Source organism: Variovorax sp. PAMC26660, from assembly GCF_014302995.1.
In the GTDB taxonomy this organism is placed as follows: Bacteria; Pseudomonadota; Gammaproteobacteria; order Burkholderiales; family Burkholderiaceae_C; genus Variovorax.
On sequence record NZ_CP060295.1, the window covers coordinates 3876827 to 3897035 of the forward strand.

The 20209-nt window shown below is 65.1% G+C and carries 20 protein-coding genes; all 20 read left to right on the forward strand.

Annotated features, from left to right (window positions below; genetic code table 11):
* The first annotated feature begins 148 nt into the window (after nt 1–148).
* Nucleotides 149–4888 carry a glutamate synthase-related protein gene (locus H7F35_RS18315; protein ID WP_187108033.1) on the forward strand — a complete coding sequence of 1580 codons (4740 nt, stop codon included), beginning with the start codon at nt 149–151 and terminating at the stop codon, nt 4886–4888.
* Nucleotides 4889–4923: 35 nt separating this feature from the next.
* A complete protein-coding gene (locus H7F35_RS18320) occupies nt 4924–6402 on the forward strand; it encodes a glutamate synthase subunit beta (RefSeq protein ID WP_187108034.1) in 1479 nt (492 codons plus the stop codon).
* 67 nt (nt 6403–6469) lie between these two features.
* Nucleotides 6470–7330, forward strand: a complete 861-nt coding sequence (locus H7F35_RS18325) for an ABC transporter ATP-binding protein (protein WP_187108035.1) — start codon at nt 6470–6472, stop codon at nt 7328–7330.
* The gene (mlaE, locus tag H7F35_RS18330; protein WP_187108036.1) at nt 7327–8109 is read left to right on the forward strand and encodes a lipid asymmetry maintenance ABC transporter permease subunit MlaE; all 783 of its coding nucleotides are present in this window, start codon (nt 7327–7329) and stop codon (nt 8107–8109) included. Before H7F35_RS18325 ends, mlaE begins: the two co-directional genes overlap by 4 nt.
* Before the next feature lie 37 nt (nt 8110–8146).
* The gene (gene mlaD / locus H7F35_RS18335; protein WP_187108037.1) at nt 8147–8635 is read left to right on the forward strand and encodes an outer membrane lipid asymmetry maintenance protein MlaD; all 489 of its coding nucleotides are present in this window, start codon (nt 8147–8149) and stop codon (nt 8633–8635) included.
* 26 nt (nt 8636–8661) lie between these two features.
* Complete coding sequence (locus H7F35_RS18340; protein ID WP_187108038.1) at nt 8662–9378, forward strand: VacJ family lipoprotein; 717 nt, start codon at nt 8662–8664, stop codon at nt 9376–9378.
* Nucleotides 9379–9543: 165 nt separating this feature from the next.
* Nucleotides 9544–10200, forward strand: coding sequence for a phospholipid-binding protein MlaC (locus H7F35_RS18345; RefSeq protein WP_187108039.1), 657 nt, complete (start codon nt 9544–9546; stop codon nt 10198–10200).
* Nucleotides 10201–10215: 15 nt separating this feature from the next.
* A complete protein-coding gene (locus tag H7F35_RS18350) occupies nt 10216–10491 on the forward strand; it encodes a lipid asymmetry maintenance protein MlaB (protein ID WP_187108040.1) in 276 nt (91 codons plus the stop codon).
* 33 nt (nt 10492–10524) lie between these two features.
* Nucleotides 10525–11472, forward strand: a complete 948-nt coding sequence (locus tag H7F35_RS18355; RefSeq protein ID WP_187108041.1) for an ABC transporter ATP-binding protein — start codon at nt 10525–10527, stop codon at nt 11470–11472.
* On the forward strand, nt 11469–12233 hold the full coding sequence (locus H7F35_RS18360; protein ID WP_187108042.1) for an ABC transporter permease: 765 nt from the start codon (nt 11469–11471) through the stop codon (nt 12231–12233). Before H7F35_RS18355 ends, H7F35_RS18360 begins: the two co-directional genes overlap by 4 nt.
* 19 nt (nt 12234–12252) lie before the next feature.
* Nucleotides 12253–12495 (forward strand): BolA family protein, encoded by a 243-nt coding sequence (locus H7F35_RS18365; RefSeq protein ID WP_007835251.1) that lies wholly within the window; start codon nt 12253–12255, stop codon nt 12493–12495.
* A gap of 42 nt (nt 12496–12537) precedes the next feature.
* Nucleotides 12538–13827, forward strand: coding sequence for a UDP-N-acetylglucosamine 1-carboxyvinyltransferase (gene murA / locus H7F35_RS18370; RefSeq protein ID WP_187108043.1), 1290 nt, complete (start codon nt 12538–12540; stop codon nt 13825–13827).
* Nucleotides 13824–14468: an ATP phosphoribosyltransferase gene (gene hisG, locus H7F35_RS18375; protein ID WP_187108044.1), complete on the forward strand. Its 645-nt coding sequence runs from the start codon at nt 13824–13826 to the stop codon at nt 14466–14468. Before murA ends, hisG begins: the two co-directional genes overlap by 4 nt.
* The gene (hisD, locus tag H7F35_RS18380; protein ID WP_187108045.1) at nt 14465–15787 is read left to right on the forward strand and encodes a histidinol dehydrogenase; all 1323 of its coding nucleotides are present in this window, start codon (nt 14465–14467) and stop codon (nt 15785–15787) included. The genes hisG and hisD overlap by 4 nt, the downstream gene beginning before the upstream one ends.
* A 34-nt stretch (nt 15788–15821) precedes the next feature.
* Nucleotides 15822–16631 (forward strand): hypothetical protein, encoded by an 810-nt coding sequence (locus H7F35_RS18385; protein WP_187108046.1) that lies wholly within the window; start codon nt 15822–15824, stop codon nt 16629–16631.
* Nucleotides 16632–16638: 7 nt separating this feature from the next.
* Nucleotides 16639–17010, forward strand: a complete 372-nt coding sequence (locus tag H7F35_RS18390; protein WP_187108047.1) for a hypothetical protein — start codon at nt 16639–16641, stop codon at nt 17008–17010.
* Nucleotides 17007–18098: a histidinol-phosphate transaminase gene (gene hisC, locus H7F35_RS18395; RefSeq protein WP_187108048.1), complete on the forward strand. Its 1092-nt coding sequence runs from the start codon at nt 17007–17009 to the stop codon at nt 18096–18098. The genes H7F35_RS18390 and hisC overlap by 4 nt, the downstream gene beginning before the upstream one ends.
* The gene (hisB, locus tag H7F35_RS18400) at nt 18095–18712 is read left to right on the forward strand and encodes an imidazoleglycerol-phosphate dehydratase HisB (RefSeq protein WP_187108049.1); all 618 of its coding nucleotides are present in this window, start codon (nt 18095–18097) and stop codon (nt 18710–18712) included. The genes hisC and hisB overlap by 4 nt, the downstream gene beginning before the upstream one ends.
* 19 nt (nt 18713–18731) lie before the next feature.
* Nucleotides 18732–19388, forward strand: a complete 657-nt coding sequence (gene hisH, locus H7F35_RS18405; RefSeq protein WP_187108050.1) for an imidazole glycerol phosphate synthase subunit HisH — start codon at nt 18732–18734, stop codon at nt 19386–19388.
* A 63-nt stretch (nt 19389–19451) separates the two neighbouring features.
* Nucleotides 19452–20195, forward strand: a complete 744-nt coding sequence (gene hisA / locus H7F35_RS18410) for a 1-(5-phosphoribosyl)-5-[(5-phosphoribosylamino)methylideneamino]imidazole-4-carboxamide isomerase (RefSeq protein WP_187108051.1) — start codon at nt 19452–19454, stop codon at nt 20193–20195.
* Nucleotides 20196–20209: the final 14 nt, after the last annotated feature.

A 20209-nucleotide genomic window follows, 5' to 3' on the forward strand; every position in this document is an offset into this window, starting at 1 on the left:
CTTTTGCTCCTGTTTTTAATACGTCCCTAATTTAATTCTGACAAGAAAACTCGGGATTTAATAAGAATCTGACCCCTATTAAAATGTTTGGCATTCTTTGTGCATCGCAATATGCTCCCTTTCCCTGCGAAAACTGAAGGAGTGCGCCATGACGACGGCTGCCGAGATCGAACATCTCCAAAAACACGGTCTGTATTCCGGTGCCGATGAGCACGACGCCTGCGGCGTCGGCTTCGTGGCACACATCAAGGGCGAGAAAAGCCATGCCATCGTGCAGCAGGGCTTGAAGATCCTCGAAAACCTCGACCATCGCGGCGCAGTGGGCGCTGACAAGCTGATGGGCGACGGCGCCGGCATCCTGATCCAGCTGCCCGACCACCTGTACCGCGAAGAGATGGCCAAGCAGGGCGTCACGCTGCCCCCGCCCGGTGAATACGGCGTCGGCATGATCTTCCTGCCGAAGGAACACGCCTCCCGCGAAGCCTGCGAGCAGGAAATGGAACGCGCCATCAAGGCCGAAGGCCAGGTACTGCTGGGCTGGCGCGACGTGCCGGTCAACCGCGACATGCCCATGTCGCCCACCGTGCGCGCCAAGGAGCCGCTGCTGCGCCAGGTCTTCATTGGCCGCGGCAATGACGTGATCGTGCAGGACGCGCTGGAACGCAAGCTCTACGTGATCCGCAAGACCGCCAGCGCCAACATCCAGCGCCTGAAGCTCAAGCACAGCAAGGAATACTACGTTCCGAGCATGTCCAGCCGCACGGTGGTCTACAAGGGCCTGCTGCTCGCCGACCAGGTCGGCACGTACTTCATGGACCTGCAGGACAAGCGCTGCGTCTCGGCCCTGGGCCTGGTGCACCAGCGCTTCTCGACCAACACCTTCCCCGAGTGGCCGCTGGCCCACCCGTACCGCTATGTCGCCCACAACGGCGAAATCAACACGGTCAAGGGCAACTACAACTGGATGAAGGCACGCGAAGGCGTGATGTCGTCGCCCGTGCTCGGCGCCGACCTGCAGAAGCTCTACCCGATCAGCTTCGCCGGCCAGTCTGACACCGCCACTTTCGACAACTGCCTCGAGCTGCTGACGATGGCCGGCTACCCCATCAGCCAGGCCGTGATGATGATGATTCCCGAGCCCTGGGAACAGCACGCCACCATGGATCCGCGTCGCCGCGCGTTCTACGAATACCACGCGGCCATGCTCGAGCCGTGGGACGGCCCGGCCTCCATCGTGTTCACCGACGGTCGCCAGATCGGCGCCACGCTCGACCGCAACGGCCTGCGCCCCTCGCGCTATTGCGTGACCGACGACGACCTGGTCATCATGGCTTCCGAATCGGGCGTGCTGCCAGTGCCCGAGCAGAAGATCGTGCGCAAGTGGCGCCTGCAGCCCGGCAAGATGTTCCTGATTGACCTGGAGCAGGGCCGCATGATCGACGACGAGGAGGTCAAGGCCACCCTCGCCAACAGCAAGCCCTACAAGCAGTGGATCGAAAACCTGCGCATCAAGCTCGACAGCGTCAAGGCCGAGCCGGTCGCGGCGCCGCTCTCGCAGGTCGCGTTGCTCGACCGCCAGCAGGCCTTCGGCTACACCCAGGAAGACATCAAATTCCTGATGAGCCCGATGGCGCAGGCCGGCGAAGAGGGCATCGGCTCCATGGGCAACGACAGCCCGCTGGCCGTGCTCTCCAACAAGAACAAGCTGCTCTACAACTACTTCAAGCAGTTGTTCGCGCAGGTGACCAACCCGCCGATCGACCCGATCCGCGAAGCCATCGTGATGTCGCTGGTGTCCTTCATCGGCCCCAAGCCCAACCTGCTGGACATCAATCAGGTCAACCCGCCCATGCGGCTCGAAGTGAGCCAGCCGATCCTCGACTTCGCCGACATGGCCAAGCTGCGCGACATCGGCAAATACACGCAGGGCAAGTTCAAGAGCTACGTGCTCGACATCACCTACCCGCTCGCCTGGGGCGACGAAGGCGTCGAAGCCAAGCTGGCCTCGCTGTGCGCCGAAGCGGTGGACGCCATCAAGGGCGGCCACAACATCCTGATCGTGAGCGACCGTGGCGTGAGCCCGACGCAAGTGGCGATCCCGGCTGTGCTCGCCCTCTCGGCCGTGCATCAGTACCTCGTGCGTGAAGGCCTGCGCACCACGGCGGGCCTCGTGGTCGAAACCGGCTCGGCCCGCGAAGTGCATCACTTCGGCGTGCTGGCGGGCTATGGCGCGGAAGCCGTGCACCCGTACCTTGCGATGGAAACGCTGGCGGCCATGCATGCAGACCTGCCGGGCGACCTGAGTGCCGACAAGGCGGTCTACAACTACGTCAAGGCCATCGGCAAGGGCCTGTCGAAGATCATGTCGAAGATGGGTGTCAGCACCTACATGAGCTACTGCGGCGCGCAGCTGTTCGAGGCCATCGGCCTGAACACCGCCACCGTCAACAAGTACTTCACCGGCACGGCCAGCCGTGTGGAAGGCATCGGCGTCTTCGAGATCGCCGAAGAAGCCATCCGCATGCACAAGGCCGCCTTCGGCGACGACCCGGTGCTCGCCAACATGCTCGACGCCGGCGGCGAATACGCCTGGCGCACGCGCGGCGAAGAGCACATGTGGACGCCCGACGCCATCGCCAAGCTGCAGCACAGCACGCGCTCCAACAACTGGAACACGTACAAGGAATACGCGCAGCTCATCAACGACCAGAACCGTCGCCATCTCACGCTGCGCGGCCTGTTCGAGTTCAAGATCGATCCGGCCAAGGCCATTCCGGTGGACGAGGTCGAAGCGGCTGCAGAAATCGTCAAGCGCTTTGCCACCGGCGCCATGTCGCTCGGCTCGATCAGCACCGAGGCGCACGCCACGCTCGCGATTGCCATGAACCGCATCGGCGGCAAGAGCAACACCGGCGAAGGCGGTGAAGACCCGGCGCGCTACCGCAACGAACTCAAGGGCATCCCGATCAAGCAGGGCGACACGCTCAAGAGCGTGATCGGCGCGGCCAACGTCGAAGTCGACCTGCCGCTGAAGGACGGCGACTCGCTGCGTTCGCGCATCAAGCAGGTGGCCTCGGGCCGTTTCGGCGTCACCGCCGAATACCTGCATTCGGCCGACCAGATCCAGATCAAGATGGCGCAGGGTGCCAAGCCGGGCGAGGGCGGCCAGCTCCCGGGCGGCAAGGTCACCGAGTACATCGGCAAGCAGCGCTATGCCGTGCCGGGCGTGGGCCTCATCTCGCCCCCGCCGCACCATGACATCTACTCGATCGAAGACCTCGCACAGCTCATTCACGACCTGAAGAACACCGCGCCGCACGCCAGCATCAGTGTCAAGCTGGTGAGCGAAATCGGCGTGGGCACCATCGCCGCGGGCGTGGCCAAGTGCAAGAGCGACCACGTCGTGATCGCGGGCCATGACGGCGGCACGGGCGCATCGCCCTGGTCGTCGATCAAGCATGCGGGCAGCCCTTGGGAAATCGGCCTGGCCGAAACGCAGCAGACGCTGGTGCTCAATCGCCTGCGCAGCCGCATCCGCGTGCAGGCCGACGGCCAGATGAAGACCGGTCGCGACGTCGCCATCGGCGCGCTGCTGGGCGCCGACGAGTTCGGCTTCGCCACCGCGCCGCTGGTGGTCGAGGGCTGCATCATGATGCGCAAGTGCCACCTGAACACCTGCCCGGTGGGCGTGGCCACACAAGACCCGATGCTGCGCAAGAAGTTCTCGGGCAAGCCCGAGCACGTCGTCAACTACTTCTTCTTCGTTGCCGAAGAAGTGCGCCAGATCATGGCCCAGCTCGGCATCCGCAAGTTCGACGACCTGATCGGCCGCGCCGACCTGCTCGACATGCGCAAGGGCATCGAGCACTGGAAGGCCTCGGGCCTGGACTTCAGCCGCCTGTTCGCGCTGCCGAACGTGCCGGCCGACGTGCCGCGCTTCCATGTCGAGAACCAGGACCATGGCCTCGAACGTGCGCTGGACGTGAAGCTCATCGAGAAGTCGCGTCCTGCGATCGACAAGGGCGAGAAGGTGCAGTTCATCGAAGTGGCGCGCAACGTCAACCGCTCGGTGGGCGCCATGCTCTCGGGCGCGCTGACCAAGGTACATCCGCAGGGCCTGCCCGACGATTCGATCCGCATCCAGCTCGAAGGCACGGGCGGCCAGTCGTTCGGTGCCTTCCTGGCACGCGGCATCACGCTGTACCTGATTGGCGATGCCAACGACTACACCGGCAAGGGCCTCTCGGGCGGCCGCGTGGTGGTTCGCCCCAGCCTCGACTTCCGCGGTGAAGCTGTGCGCAACACCATCGTCGGCAACACCGCGCTGTATGGCGCGACGACCGGTGAAGCCTACCTTTGCGGCGTGGCTGGCGAGCGTTTCGCGGTGCGCCTCTCGGGCGCCACTGCGGTCATCGAAGGCACGGGCGACCATGGCTGCGAATACATGACGGGCGGGACGGTCGCGGTGCTCGGCAAGACGGGCCGCAACTTCGCGGCCGGCATGAGCGGCGGCGTGGCCTTCGTCTATGACGAAGACGGCGAGTTCGCCACGCGCTGCAATCTCTCGATGGTGTCGCTCGACAAGGTGCTGACCTCGGCCGAGCAAACCGCGAGCGTGCATCGCAAGATCTGGCACGGCGGCGAGACCGATGAAGCCCAGCTCAAGAAGCTGCTCGAAGAACACCACCGTTGGACCGGCAGCAAGCGCGCGCGCGAACTACTCGACACGTGGGCCGTGTCGCGCACGAAGTTCGTGAAGGTGTTCCCGAACGAATACAAGCGTGCGCTGGGCGAATTGCACGACCGCAAGGTCGAACTGGCGAGCAGCGGCAACAACGCGCACGCCGGCCTCGAGCCGCACGCGCTGGCCGCAACAGCCGCGGTCTGAGCGGCAACGACACACGAAGAACAGAGGACAGCACGATGGGAAAAATCACCGGCTTCATGGAGCATGAGCGCATCGAAGAGGGCTACAAGCCGATCGACGAGCGCGTCAAGCATTACAAGGAATTCGTTGTCGGCCTGACACCCGAGCAGGCCAAGGTGCAGGGTGCGCGTTGCATGGACTGCGGCACGCCGTTCTGCAACAGCGGCTGCCCGGTCAACAACATCATTCCGGACTTCAACGACCTCGTGTATCGCGATGATTGGCAGAACGCCTTCGCGGTGCTCGACTCGACCAACAACTTCCCCGAGTTCACTGGCCGCATCTGCCCCGCGCCTTGCGAGGCAGCCTGCGTGCTCAACGTGAACGACGACGCGATCGGCATCAAGTCGATCGAGCACGCGATCGTCGACCGCGCCTGGGACGAAGGCTGGGTCGCGCCGCGCATCGCCAAGCACAAGACCGGCAAGAAGGTCGCTGTGGTCGGGGCCGGCCCTGCCGGCATGGCTGCAGCGCAACAACTGGCGCGCGTCGGCCACGACGTGACGCTGTTCGAGAAGAACGACCGCATCGGCGGGCTGCTGCGCTACGGCATTCCCGACTTCAAGATGGAGAAGACGCACATCGATCGCCGCGTCGAGCAGATGAAGGCCGAAGGCGTGACCTTCCGCACTGGCGTGATGGTCGGCGCCGCGAAAGACCCGCTGGGCAAGGGCTCCAAGGTCACAAACCTGGCCAAGGAAATCGTCACGCCCGAACAATTGCAGAAAGAGTTCGACGCCGTGCTGCTCACCGGTGGTGCCGAGCAATCGCGCGATCTGCCGGTGCCCGGTCGCGACCTCGATGGCATCCATTTCGCGATGGAGTTCCTGCCGCAGCAGAACCGCGTCAACGCGGGTGACAAGGTCAAAGGCCAATTGCGCGCCGACGGCAAGCACGTGATTGTCATTGGCGGTGGCGACACCGGTTCCGATTGCGTGGGCACCAGCAACCGCCACGGCGCTGCCAGCGTCACGCAGTTCGAGCTGATGCCTCAGCCGCCCGAAGAAGAGAACCGTCCGATGACCTGGCCGTACTGGCCGATCAAGCTGCGCACCAGCTCCAGCCATGAAGAAGGATGCGAGCGCGAGTTTGCGATCTCCACGAAGGAATTCATTGGTGAGAAGGGCAAGGTCACCGGCCTGAAGACGGTTCGCGTCGAATGGAAGGACGGCCGCATGCAGGAAGTGGCCGGCAGCGAGCAGATCCTCAAGGCCGACCTCGTGCTGCTGGCCATGGGGTTCATCAGCCCAGTCGCTACTGTTCTCGATGCCTTCGGTGTCGAGAAGGACGCACGCGGCAATGCCAAGGCCACGGTCGACTTCATCGGCGGCTATGCCACGAACGCGCCGAAGGTGTTTGCCGCCGGCGACATTCGCCGTGGCCAGTCGCTGGTTGTGTGGGCCATTCGCGAGGGCCGTCAAGCCGCGCGTTCAGTGGATGAATTTCTGATGGGTTTCAGCGACTTACCTCGCTGATTTTTGTTTCAATTCGGCGGCCACCGTCGTGGCCCCGTTATCATCCGCTGGAAAACCGCATGCCGGGATGCTTGAAAAAGCGCCCGGCTTTTTTATTGAGATGGACCCAGCCACCCAGCCACTTCCCTTCGTAGAGTTTCGAGACGTCACGTTCGGCTACGGCGCGCGCGCGATTCTCGATGGCGTGTCGTTCACCGTGCCGCGTGGCAAGGTGACGGCGTTGATGGGAGCCTCGGGTGGCGGCAAGACCACGGTCTTGCGATTGATCGGCGGACAGCAACGCGCACAGCGTGGCGAAGTCCTGTTCGATGGTCAGGATGTCGTCAGGTTCGACGCAAAGGCGCTCTACGCAGCGCGGCGTCGCATGGGCATGCTGTTTCAGTTCGGCGCCCTGTTCACCGACATGAGCGTGTTCGACAACGTGGCCTTTCCGTTGCGCGAACACACGCAATTGTCTGAAGCGCTGGTGCGCGACATCGTGCTCATGAAGCTCGATGCCGTCGGCCTGCGCGGTGCACGCGACCTGATGCCCAGCGAGGTGTCGGGCGGCATGGCGCGGCGCGTGGCACTGGCGCGTGCCATCGCGCTCGACCCCGACCTCGTGATGTACGACGAACCCTTCGCCGGTCTCGATCCGATTTCGCTCGGCACCGCCGCGCGACTGATCCGCCAGCTCAACGACACGCTCGGGCTGACCAGCATCATCGTGTCGCACGATGTCGAGGAAACCTTCCGCATCGCCGATCACGTGATCATCCTGGCCAACGGCGGCATCGCTGCGCAAGGCGCGCCCGCCGAAGTGCGCAACAGCGCCGATCCGCTGGTGCATCAGTTCGTGAATGCACTGCCCGATGGGCCGGTGCGCTTTCACTATCCGGGTGCGAGCATCGAAGACGATTTCGGTCCCGTGGTCGGAGGTCGGTCATGAGTTGGTGGAAGCCTGCCGATATCGGCTACGCGGTGCGCAGCAAGCTGACCGGCATCGGCTTTGCCGCGAAGCTGTTCATTCGTTTGTCGTTGCAGGGCGCGCAGAGCCTGCGCCGCTTCAGCCTCGTGCGCGACCAGATCCATTTCCTGGGCAACTATTCGCTCGCGATCATCGCGGTGTCGGGCCTGTTTGTCGGCTTCGTGCTCGGCCTGCAGATGTATTACGCGCTGCAGCGATATGGGTCTTCCGAAGCGCTCGGCCTGCTGGTCACCCTGAGCCTCGTGCGCGAACTCGGGCCTGTGGTCGCAGCGTTGCTTTTCACCGGTCGCGCCGGTACGTCGCTCACTGCGGAGATCGGTCTCATGAAGGCCGGCGAGCAATTGAGCGCGATGGAAATGATGGCGGTCGACCCGGTCCAGCGCATCCTTGCGCCGCGCTTCTGGGCCGGCATCATCACCATGCCGCTGTTGGCCGCCGTGTTCAGCGCGGTCGGCATCATGGGCGGCTACGTGGTGGGCGTGCTGATGCTGGGCGTGGACCCGGGCGCGTTCTGGGGCCAGATGCAGGGCGGCGTCGACGTGTGGCGCGATGTCGGCAACGGCGTCATCAAGAGCATCGTCTTCGGTTTCACCGTGACCTTCATCGCATTGCTGCAGGGCTACGAGGCCCAGCCCACGCCCGAAGGCGTGTCGCGTGCGACCACGCGAACCGTGGTGATGGCGTCGCTGGCGGTGCTGGGGCTCGACTTCCTGCTGACCGCCATGATGTTCAGTATTTAAAGGGGCCAGGGCCTCATCGTTCTAGAGAGTGCAAACCATGCAACGTTCCAACAATGACATCTGGGTCGGCCTGTTCGTGCTGATCGGCGGGGCCGCATTGCTGTTCCTCGCGCTGCAGTCGGCCAACCTGCTGAGCCTGAATTTCCAGAAGACCTACGCGGTCACCGCGCGCTTCGACAACATCGGCGGGCTCAAGCCGCAGACGGCGGTCAAGAGCGCGGGTGTGGTGGTCGGCCGAGTGGAATCAATCTCCTTCGACGACAAGACCTTTCAGGCCAGCGTGACGCTGGCATTGCAAAACCGTTACAGTTTTCCCAAGGACAGCTCGCTCAAGATCCTGACCAGTGGCTTGCTCGGAGAGCAGTACATCGGGATCGAGGCGGGCGCCGAGGAGAAGAACTTGCAGGCCGGCGACACCATCACTTCGACCCAGTCGGCCGTGGTGCTGGAAAACCTGATCAGCCAGTTCCTCTACAGCAAGGCAGCCGAGGGAAATACGGCGCCTGGTACAGCGAATAAAAAATGAAAACACGATCTAATCTGTCATTTGCTATGAAAAATATAGCTCAATACGCCCGTTGGACGGGCGCTGCAGCCGCTTTTGCACTCGTGGCCGGATGCGCCACCGGCCCCAATGCCAATCCGGCCGACCCGTTCGAGCCATTGAACCGTGGTGTTTCGAGTTTCAATGAAACTGTCGACGATGCGGTGCTGGTCCCCGTGGCCACCGCTTACCAGCGAGTCCTGCCCTCGATGGTGCGCTCGGGCGTGAACAACTTCTTCAACAACATCGGCGACGTCTGGAGCCTGGCCAACAATGTGGCCCAGCTCAAGCTGCAGGGCAGTGCAGAGACCTTCATGCGGCTCAACGTGAACACGTTCTTCGGGCTCGGCGGGCTGTTGGATGTCGCGAGCGAAGCCGGCATCCAGCGCCATGAGGAAGATTTCGGGCAGACGCTCGGCTATTGGGGCGTAGGTTCCGGTCCTTATGTGGTGCTGCCATTGCTGGGGCCGTCGACTCTGCGTGACACCGTGGCAAAACCGTTGGACTACTACGGCGACCCGCTGGCGCACATGGACGACGTCCGCTGGCGCAATTCGCTGGTCGCCCTGCGCGTGGTGGACACGCGCGCGCAATACCTGCGTGCGGGCCGTCTGATCGGCGACGCGGCGCTCGACAAGTACTCGTTCACGCGCGATGCGTTCCTGCAGCGCCGCCGCAGCCAGGTCTACGACGGCAACCCACCGGACGATGGCGCCGGAAAGTAAGAGCATGGGGAAGGCGGGTGATGAAGCTGCTTGCATCCGGTTGCAAGGCTTCACCTGCCAGACAGGAACCCGGTCGGCCCTGCGCCGCTCGAATCCGTTTCTGTCTCAGTACTTCGCTTCTTGCGTGTACTTCGTAGATTTTCAAATTTGATTGAGGGACTCACCATGAACAACAAGACCTTGCAACGACGCGATCTCGGCCGCCTGGTGCTGGCCGGTGCCTTGCTGTTCGGCGCCGCCATGTCTTTCGTGCAGCCTGCGCGCGCGGCCGATGAAACGCCCGACGCGCTCGTCAAGCGCCTGTCGACCGACGTGCTGGACACGATCAAGGCCGACTCGTCCATCAAGACCGGCGACATCAACAAGATCATGCTGCTGGTCGACAGCAAGATCATGCCCAACGTCAACTTCCAGCGCATGACGGCTTCCGCCGTCGGCCCGGCCTGGCGCCAGGCCACGCCCGAGCAGCAAAAGCGGCTGCAGGACGAATTCAAGACCCTGCTCGTGCGTACCTACGCCGGCGCGCTCGACCAGGTGACCGACCAGACCGTCACGATCCGCCCCTTCCGCGGCGCCGCCACCGACACCGATGTGCTGGTGCGCACCGAGGTCAAGGGCCGCGGCGATCCCGTGCAGCTCGACTACCGCCTCGAGAAGACGCCCGGACAGGGCGCCGGCTGGAAGGTCTACAACCTGAATGTGCTGGGCGTCTGGCTGGTCGACACCTACCGAACCCAGTTCGCGCAGGAGATCAACAAGAGCGGGATCGACGGCCTGATTGCCGCGCTGGCCGCGCGCAACAAGGGCAACGCCAAGGGCTGACGAGCCAACGCCATCATGCTGGTCCTGCCTACCAAGCTCACCCACGACGAGGCCCCCGCCTGCATGCGCATGCTGCAGCAGGGGCTGAAGGGCCAGACGGATTCGTCGTCGACCGTGGTCGACGCCACCGCGCTGGCGCAGTTCGATTCGTCGGCATTGGCCGTGCTGCTCGAATGCCGGCGTGAGTCGAGCGCGCTGGGTCGAGGCTTTGCGGTCAAGGGCCTGTCGCCCCGGCTGCGTGAGCTGGCGGCGCTGTACGGTATCGCGGGCCTTTTGCCCGCCGCGCCCTGAAAAAGTAACAGCCCCGTAAAATCACGGGCTCCCATGCCCGCGATCTCATTCCAATCGGTCTCCAAGACCTACCCCCCCTCAAAACAGCAAAAAGCCCAAGGCAAACAAGGGTTGCGGGCTGTCGACGAGGTCAGCTTCCAGATCGAGCCGGGCGAGTTCTTCGGCCTGCTCGGCCCCAACGGCGCTGGCAAGACCACCCTGATCAGCATGCTCGCCGGGCTCGCGCGTCCCACGGCCGGTGCCATCAGCGTCCATGGTTTCGACGTGCAACGGGACTACGCCGAGGCGCGGCGCCAGTTGGGCATCGTGCCGCAGGAACTGGTGTTCGACCCCTTCTTCAATGTGCGCGAGTCGCTGCGCATCCAGTCGGGCTACTTCGGCATCAAGAACAACGACGACTGGATCGACGAACTCCTGCACAGCCTGGGCCTGACCGACAAGGCCACGGCCAACATGCGCCAGCTTTCCGGCGGCATGAAGCGCCGCGTGCTGGTGGCACAGGCGCTGGTGCACAAGCCGCCGGTGATCGTGCTCGACGAGCCCACGGCCGGTGTCGACGTCGAGTTGCGCCAGACGCTCTGGCAGTTCGTCGCCAAGCTCAACAAGCAGGGCAGCACCGTGCTGCTGACCACCCATTACCTCGAAGAAGCCGAGGCGCTGTGCAGCCGCATCGCAATGCTGAAGCTGGGCCGCGTGATCGCGCTCGACCGCACCAGCGAACTGCTCAAGTCGGCCGCCAGCAACGTGCTGCGCTTCAAGACCGACGCCATGCTGCCCTGGGCCATTGCGCAGCATGCGCGCATCACCGGGCGCATCGTGCAGTTGCCGGCGCAGAACGCCCATGAAGTCGAACAACTGCTGGCTGCGATCCGCGAAGCCGGCGTCGCGGTGGAAGACGTGGAAATGCGCAAGGCCGACCTGGAAGACGTGTTCATCGACCTGATGGCGGGCGAACAGACGCCGCTGGAGGTCGCGAGATGATGGCTGTCACGGGCTGGCGCGCGCTGCTCTACAAAGAAACGCTGCGCTTCTGGAAGGTCGGCTTTCAGACCGTCGGCGCGCCGGTGCTCACCGCGCTGCTGTACCTCATGGTGTTCGGACACGTGCTCGAAGGCCGGGTGACGGTCTACGGCACTGTCGGCTACACGGCCTTCCTGGTGCCCGGCCTCGTGATGATGAGCATCCTGCAGAACGCGTTCGCCAACAGCTCGTCGTCGATCATCCAGAGCAAGATCATGGGCAACCTGGTCTTCGTGCTGCTCACGCCGCTGTCGCACTGGGGCTGGTTTTTCGCCTACGTAGGCTCGTCGATCATCCGCGGGCTGGCCGTGGGGTTGGGCGTGTTCGTGGTCACGATGTTCTTCGCCATGCCGAATTTCGTTGCGCCGGTCTGGATCATCGTTTTCGCGTTGCTGGGTGCCGCGATGCTCGGCACGCTAGGCCTTATCGCCGGGCTCTGGGCCGAGAAGTTCGACCAGATGGCTGTGTTCCAGAACTTCCTGATCATGCCCATGACCTTCCTGTCGGGCGTGTTCTATTCGATCGGCTCACTGCCGCCCTTCTGGCAGAAGGTGAGCCACCTGAACCCGTTCTTCTACATGATCGACGGCTTCCGCTACGGTTTCTTCGGCGTGAGCGACGCCTCGCCCTGGCTCAGCCTGGGTATCGTCGGCACCGCCTGGCTGGTGGTGAGCGTCATCGCCGTCCACCTTCTCCGCATCGGCTACAAAATCCGCGGTTGACCGCTTCTTTCCAGACCCCATGACCGCCGAACAACTCCAGGCCCTGATCCAGTCCCACCTTCCCTGCGAACACATCACGCTCGAAGGCGACGGCCGACATTGGTACGCGACCATCGTCTCGGCCGAATTCGAGGGCAAGCGCGCCATCCAGCGCCACCAACGGGTCTACGCCACCCTCGGTGCGAAAATGCACACCGACGAGGTGCATGCGCTTTCGATGAAGACCTACACGCCGGCCGAATGGGCGGCAGTGGAAAAATGACTTTCCGGCCCCTGCGGGCCCCCTGATTTCGCTGGAACTTCGATGGACAAACTTCTGATTCGCGGCGGGCGCCAGCTTCGCGGCGAAGTACTCATTTCCGGCGCCAAGAACGCCGCGTTGCCCGAGCTGTGCGCGGTGCTCTTGACCGACCAGCCCGTGACGCTGCACAACGTGCCGCGCCTGCAGGACGTGTCGACCATGCTCAAGCTGGTGCGCAACATGGGCGTGACCGCCGAGCGCGACGACAACGGCACGGTGAGCCTGAACGCCGCCGACCTGACCAACCCTGAGGCGCCCTACGAGCTGGTGAAGACCATGCGCGCTTCGGTGCTGGCCCTGGGCCCGCTGTTGGCCCGCTTCGGCCACGCCAAGGTCTCGCTGCCCGGCGGCTGCGCCATCGGCTCGCGGCCGGTCGACCAGCACATCAAGGGCCTGCAGGCCATGGGCGCCGAGATCGTGGTCGAGCACGGCTACATGATCGCCAGCCTGCCGGAAGGGCGCACGCGCCTGAAGGGCGCGCGCATCCTGACCGACATGGTCACCGTCACCGGCACCGAGAACTTCCTGATGGCCGCCGCGCTGGCCGAGGGCGAGACACTGCTCGAAAACGCCGCGCAGGAGCCCGAGATCGTCGACCTCGCCGAAATGCTGATCCGCATGGGCGCGAAGATCCAGGGCCACGGCACCAGCCACATCCGCATCCAGGGCGTCGAGAAGCTGCACGGCTGCGAGCACGCCGTGGTGGCCGACCGCATCGAGGCCGGCACCTTCCTGTGCGCCGTCGCGGCCACGGGCGGCGACGTGTTCCTGCGCCACGCCCGCGCCGACCACATGGACGCCGTGATCGACAAGCTGCGCGACGCCGGCTGCACGGTCGTGCCCGAAGAGGGCGGCGTGCGCATCAGCTCCAAGGCTCCAGCCAGCGAGCACCTGAAGGCGCAGAGCTTCAGCACCACCGAATACCCCGGCTTCCCAACCGACATGCAGGCCCAGTTCATGGCCCTGAACGTGATCGCGCGCGGCGCTTCGATGGTCACCGAAACCATCTTCGAGAACCGCTTCATGCACGTGAACGAGATGGTCCGCCTGGGCGCGACCATTCACGTCGAAGGCAAGGTCGCGATGGTCGAGGGCGTGCAGCAGCTCTCGGGCGCCACCGTGATGGCCACCGACCTGCGCGCCTCCGCCAGCCTCGTGATCGCCGGCCTCGTGGCCGAGGGCGAGACGCTGGTCGACCGCATCTATCACCTCGACCGTGGGTACGACCGCATGGAAGCCAAGCTGCGCGGCCTGGGTGCCGACATCGAACGCGTGACCGGAGCCGCCGCATGATCACGCTCGCCCTCTCCAAAGGCCGCATCTTCGAAGAGACGATGCCCCTGCTGGCCGCCGCCGGCATCGAGGTCACTGAAGACCCCGAGAAGTCGCGCAAGCTCATTCTCGAAACCACCCGGCCCGATGTGCGCGTGGTGCTGGTGCGTGCCTCCGACGTGCCCACCTACGTGCAGTACGGCGGCGCCGACCTCGGCGTGACCGGCTCCGACGTGCTGCTCGAGCACGGCAACCAGGGCCTGTACCAGCCGCTGGACCTGCGCATTGCCGCCTGCCGCCTGAGCGTGGCGGTGCGCGCCGACTACGACTACGCCTCGGCCGTGAAGCAGGGCTCGCGCCTGCGCGTGGCGACCAAGTACGTGGGCCTTGCACGCGACTTCTTCGCCAGCAAGGGCGTGCACGTCGACCTGATCAAGCTCTACGGCAGCATGGAGCTGGCGCCGCTCACGGGCCTGGCCGACGCCATCGTCGACCTGGTCTCGACCGGCAACACGCTCAAGGCCAACCACCTCGTCGAGGTGGAACGCATCATGGACATCAGCGCGCGCCTTGTGGTCAACCAGGCCGCGCTCAAGCTCAAGCGCGAGCCGATCCGCCGCATCATCGACGCCTTCGCGTCAGCCATCCCTCCCGCCAAATGACTCTGAAAGCAGCCCCCGCCCGACTCTCCACGACTTCAGCCAGCTTCGATGCTGAATTCAAGGCGCGGCTGCATTGGTCCGCAGATGCGGACGCGGCCATCGAGAAGGTGGTGGCCGACATCCTGGCCGACGTGCAAAAGCGCGGTGACGAGGCGGTGCTGGAGTACACCAACCGCTTCGACAAGCTGGGTGCTGCCACCCTGCCCGAGCTGGAACTCACGCAGGCCGAACTGAAGGCCGCCTTCGAGTCGCTGCCCGCCGCGCAGCGCGACGCGCTCGAAGCCGCTGCGCGCCGCGTGCGCAGTTACCACGAGGCCCAGAAGAAGGCGAGCGGCGAGAGCTGGAGCTATCGCGATGCCGATGGCACGCTGCTCGGCCAGAAGGTCACGCCGCTCGATCGCGTCGGCATCTACGTGCCGGGTGGCAAGGCGGCCTATCCGTCGAGCGTGCTGATGAACGCCATTCCCGCACACGTCGCGGGCGTGGCCGAAATCATCATGGTCGTGCCCACGCCCAAGGGCGAGAAGAACCCGCTCGTGCTCGCCGCCGCCTATGTGGCCGGCGTGACGCGCGGCTTCACCATCGGCGGCGCCCAGGCCGTGGCCGCGCTGGCCTACGGCACCGCCACCATTCCTGCGGTCGACAAGATCACCGGCCCCGGCAACGCCTATGTGGCCGCTGCCAAGCGCCGCGTGTTCGGCACCGTGGGCATCGACATGATCGCGGGCCCGAGCGAGATCCTCGTGCTGGCCGACGGCACCACGCCGCCCGAGTGGGTGGCCATGGACCTGTTCAGCCAGGCCGAGCACGACGAGTTGGCCCAGAGCATCCTGCTGTGCCCCGACGCCGCCTACATCGACCGCGTGCAGGCCGAGATCGACCGCCTGCTGCCGACCATGCCGCGCGCGGAAATCATCGCCGCCTCGCTCAATGGCCGTGGTGCGCTGATCCATACGAAGAGCATGGAAGAGGCCTGCGAGATCAGCAACCGCATTGCGCCTGAACACCTGGAAGTCAGCAGCAGCGAGCCCAACCGCTGGGAGCCCTTGCTGCGCCACGCCGGCGCGATCTTCCTGGGCGCCTTCACCAGCGAGAGCCTGGGCGATTACTGCGCAGGCCCGAATCACGTGCTGCCGACCAGCGGCACGGCGCGCTTTTCGAGCCCGCTGGGTGTCTACGACTTCCAGAAGCGCTCCAGCCTGATCGAAGTCAGCGAAGCCGGTGCCCAGGTGCTCGGCCCGATCGCCGTCACGCTGGCCGAAGGCGAAGGCCTGCAGGCGCATGCTGAAGCTGCCCGTCTGCGCCTGCGTAAGATCTGAGGCTCCATAGCCCGCTTTGGGAGGAGCAATCCAGATGATTCACCGTTTCTATCGTTCGCGCCTGTTCAGGTTCGCCACCGGCCTCATTGCAGGCGCCGCCCTGCTTGCTGCCTGCGGCCAGCAGCCACTTCGCGACCCACCGGCCGCTGCAACGCAGAGCGCCGCGGCGCCCGCGCCCGCGCAACTCGGCACCCAATGGGGCGAGGGCATCGAATCGAAGACCCGCTCGGTCTCGGCCAAGCGCCTGTCCGACCAGCCCGATGACGTGGCCTCGCTGGGTTACAACGAAGCGAACGCCGTGCGCCGCACCGTGGGCAACAACCCCGAGCGGCGCCTGAACCTGCTGCTGGCCCAGGGCGACATCGAATGGTCGGTGCTCGACGAAGACGGCAAGCCCCTGCCGCTGCAGCGCGCGCGCCGTGCCGAGGACATGTTCCGGCTGGCCGGCGTCGAAGGCTCGCGCTACACGCTGCGCTTTCGCAACCTCAGCGACCGCAGCTACGAGGTGATCGCCACGGTCGATGGCCTCGACGTGCTCAACGGCAAGCCCGGCAGCCTGCGCAACGGTGGCTACGTGCTGAGCCCGCAGCAGTCGCTGACCATCGAAGGCTTCCGCAAGAACCAGAACGAGGTCGCGGCCTTCCGCTTTGCCGCACCGGGCCGCGCCTATGCCGCGAATTCCGAGGCTGGCGACGTGCGCAACATCGGCGTGATCGGTGCGGCCCTGTTCGAGCTTGATGAGCCCAACCTGCCGCGCCGTGCCCGCCGCGACGCGACGCCGTCGCAGCCGAGCGCCTTCCCGGCCGATGGCGCCTACGCGCCGCCGCCGCGCTATCGCAAGTGATCTACCGATGAAACGCACCGCCGTCCAGTTGTTGCGGCGCCTGCCGGTGCTGCTGCTCGCACTGGCGGCCGGTGCGGGCGCGCAGGCCATGAGCATCCGCGAGTTGCGCACGCTCGAAGCCGCCGAGAAAGACGGCAAGGCCTACGCCAGCTACTACCTCGTGGGCGTGCTCGAAGGCCTGCGCGAAGGCGTCGAATCGTCGCAGCGCAATGGCCAGAAGCCCTTGTTCTGCGTCGAGGGACGTCGCCTCGAACCCTCCATGGCCCGCTCGCTCTACCAGACCGAACTGACCCGCAACGCCGACAGTTACGAAGCCGACATGCCTGTGCAACTGGTCATGTCCGGCGCTTTACGAAACAGCTATCGCTGCACCCGATGACCACCGCTCCAGATACCGCCCGCCCCCTTCAACGCATCCGCGCCGACGTGCAGTCCATGCATGCCTACGCGGTGCAGGACGCGCGCGGCTTCATCAAGCTCGACGCGATGGAAAACCCCTTCGGCCTGCCGCCCGCGCTGCAGTCCGAACTGGGCGCGCGGCTCGGTGCGCTGGCGCTGAACCGTTATCCAGGCGACCGCGGCACCGACCTGCAGCGTGCGCTGGCCACGCATGCGCAGATGCCCGAAGGCTTCAGCCTGATGCTGGGCAACGGCTCCGACGAACTGATCTCGCTGCTGGCCATTGCCTGCGACCTGCCCGGCGCCACCGTGCTGGCGCCCGTGCCCGGCTTCGTGATGTACGCCATGAGCGCGCAACTGCAGGGCCTGCGCTTCGTCGGCGTGCCGCTGACGGCGGACTTCGAGCTGGATGAGACCGCCATGCTGGCGGCCATCGCGCGCGAGAAGCCTGCCATCGTCTACCTGGCCTATCCGAACAATCCGACCGCCAACCTCTGGGACGATGCCGTCATCGAAAAAATCGTGCAGGCCCAGGGCGCGCAGGGTGGCCTGGTGGTGATCGACGAGGCCTACCAGCCCTTCGCCGCCCGCAGCTACATCGACCGGCTCGCCAGCCACGACCACGTGCTGCTGATGCGCACGCTCAGCAAGTTCGGCCTGGCCGGCATCCGCCTGGGCTACCTCATGGGGCCGGCTGCGCTGGTCGCCGAGATCGACAAGGTGCGCCCGCCCTACAACATCAGCGTGCTCAACTGCGAGTGCGCGCTGTTCGCGCTGGAGCATGCCGAGGTGTTCGAGGCCCAGGCGGCGCAGATCCGCGAGGAGCGCGAGCGCCTGATGATGGGCCTTGGCCGGCTGCCGGGCGTGAAGACCTGGCCCAGCGACGCCAACATGGTTCTTTTGCGCGTGCCCGATGCCACCAAGACCTTCGAGGGCATGAAGGCCCACGGGGTGCTGGTGAAGAACGTTTCTAAAATGCACGAACTGCTGGCCAATTGCCTGCGCCTCACCGTCGGAACGGCCGACGAGAATGCGCGGATGCTGGCGGCACTCGAAGCCTCACTATGACCACCCCCACCACCCCGGGCAACGCCGATCGCACCGCGACGGTCACCCGCAACACCGCCGAGACGAAGATCACCGTCAGCGTGAATCTCGACGGCACCGGCAAGGCCAAGCTTTCCACCGGCATCGGCTTCTTCGACCACATGCTCGACCAGATCGCCCGCCACGGCCTGATCGACCTCGACATCGACTGCCAGGGCGACCTGCACATCGACGGCCACCACACGGTGGAAGACGTAGGCATCACGCTCGGCCAGGCTGTGGCCCAGGCCATTGGCGACAAGAAGGGCATTCGCCGCTACGGCCACGCCTACGTGCCGCTCGACGAAGCACTGAGCCGCGTGGTCATCGACTTCTCGGGCCGGCCCGGCCTCGTGATGCACGTGCCCTTCACCAGCGGGATGATCGGCACCTTCGACAGCCAGCTCACCTACGAGTTCTTCCAGGGCTTCGTGAACCACGCGTTCGTGACGCTGCACATCGACAACCTCAAGGGCGTGAACGCGCACCACCAGTGCGAGACCGTGTTCAAGGCCTTCGCACGCGCCATGCGCGGTGCGCTGGAACTCGATCCGCGTTCCATCGGCGTCATTCCCTCGACCAAGGGTTCGCTCTGAATTCCTCCTGCGAACAGCCATGAAATCTGCAGCCAACACCGTCGCTGTCGTCGACTACGGCATGGGCAACCTGCGTTCCGTCTCGCAGGCCGTGCAGCATGCGGCCGATCAGGTCGGCGTGCAGGTCTTCGTCACCTCCGACCCTGACGTGGTGCGCAAGGCCACCCGCGTGGTGCTGCCGGGGCAGGGCGCGATGCCTGACTGCATGCGCGAGCTGCGCGACTCCGGCCTGCAGGAATCGGTGCTCGAAGCCGCCGCCAGCAAGCCGCTGTTCGGCGTGTGCGTCGGCATGCAGATGCTGCTGTCGCGCAGCGACGAAGGCCCGACCGACGGCCTTGGCCTCATACCGGGTGAGGTCATCAAGTTCGATCTGGCCGGGCGCCTGCAGCCCGACGGCAGCCGCTTCAAGGTGCCGCAGATGGGCTGGAACCAGGTGCGCCAAGCCCAGCCGCACGCGGTGTGGGCGGGCGTGCCCGACCTGAGCTACTTCTATTTCGTGCACAGCTTCTACGCACGGCCGGCCGACGCCCGCCACAGCGTGGGCGAGGCGGATTACGGCGCGTGCTTTACCGCAGCCGTTGCACGCGATAACATTTTTGCCACCCAGTTCCACCCGGAGAAGAGTGCGGACCACGGGTTGCAGCTCTACCGAAATTTCCTCCACTGGAATCCCTGACCTACCAATCCCGCCCGGGCCGACTCTCTGACAGCCCGGATTTCGCACACTCGCGCCACTTCCATGCTCCTCATTCCCGCCATTGATCTCAAAGACGGCCACTGTGTTCGCCTCAAACAGGGCGACATGGACCAGTCCACTGTCTTCAGCGAAGACCCCGCCGCCATGGCCCGCAAGTGGGTCACTGCAGGCGCGCGGCGGCTGCATCTGGTCGATCTGAATGGCGCCTTCGCCGGCAAGCCACAGAACCACGCGGCGATCAAGGCGATTCTGAAAGAGGTCGGCGACGACATCCCGGTGCAACTTGGCGGCGGCATCCGCGACCTCGACACCATCGAGCGCTACATCGACGACGGCCTGCGCTACGTGATCATCGGCACCGCCGCGGTCAAGAACCCGGGCTTCCTGAAGGACGCCTGCAGCGCCTTCGGCGGCCACATCATCGTGGGCCTGGACGCCAAGGACGGCAAGGTTGCCACCGATGGCTGGAGCAAGCTCACGGGCCACGAGGTGGCCGACCTGGGCAAGAAGTTCGAGGACTACGGCGTCGAGTCGATCATCTACACCGACATCGGCCGCGACGGCATGCTCTCGGGCATCAACATCGAAGCCACCGTCAAGCTGGCGCAGGCGCTGACCATTCCGGTGATCGCCTCGGGCGGCCTGTCGAACATGGCCGACATCGACAAGCTCTGCGCGGTCGAGTTCGAGGGCATCGAAGGCGTGATCTGCGGCCGTGCCATCTACTCGGGCGACCTCGATTTCGCCGCCGCGCAAGCCCGCGCGGACGAACTGGCCGGCGCCTGACGCCTTCCTTGCGC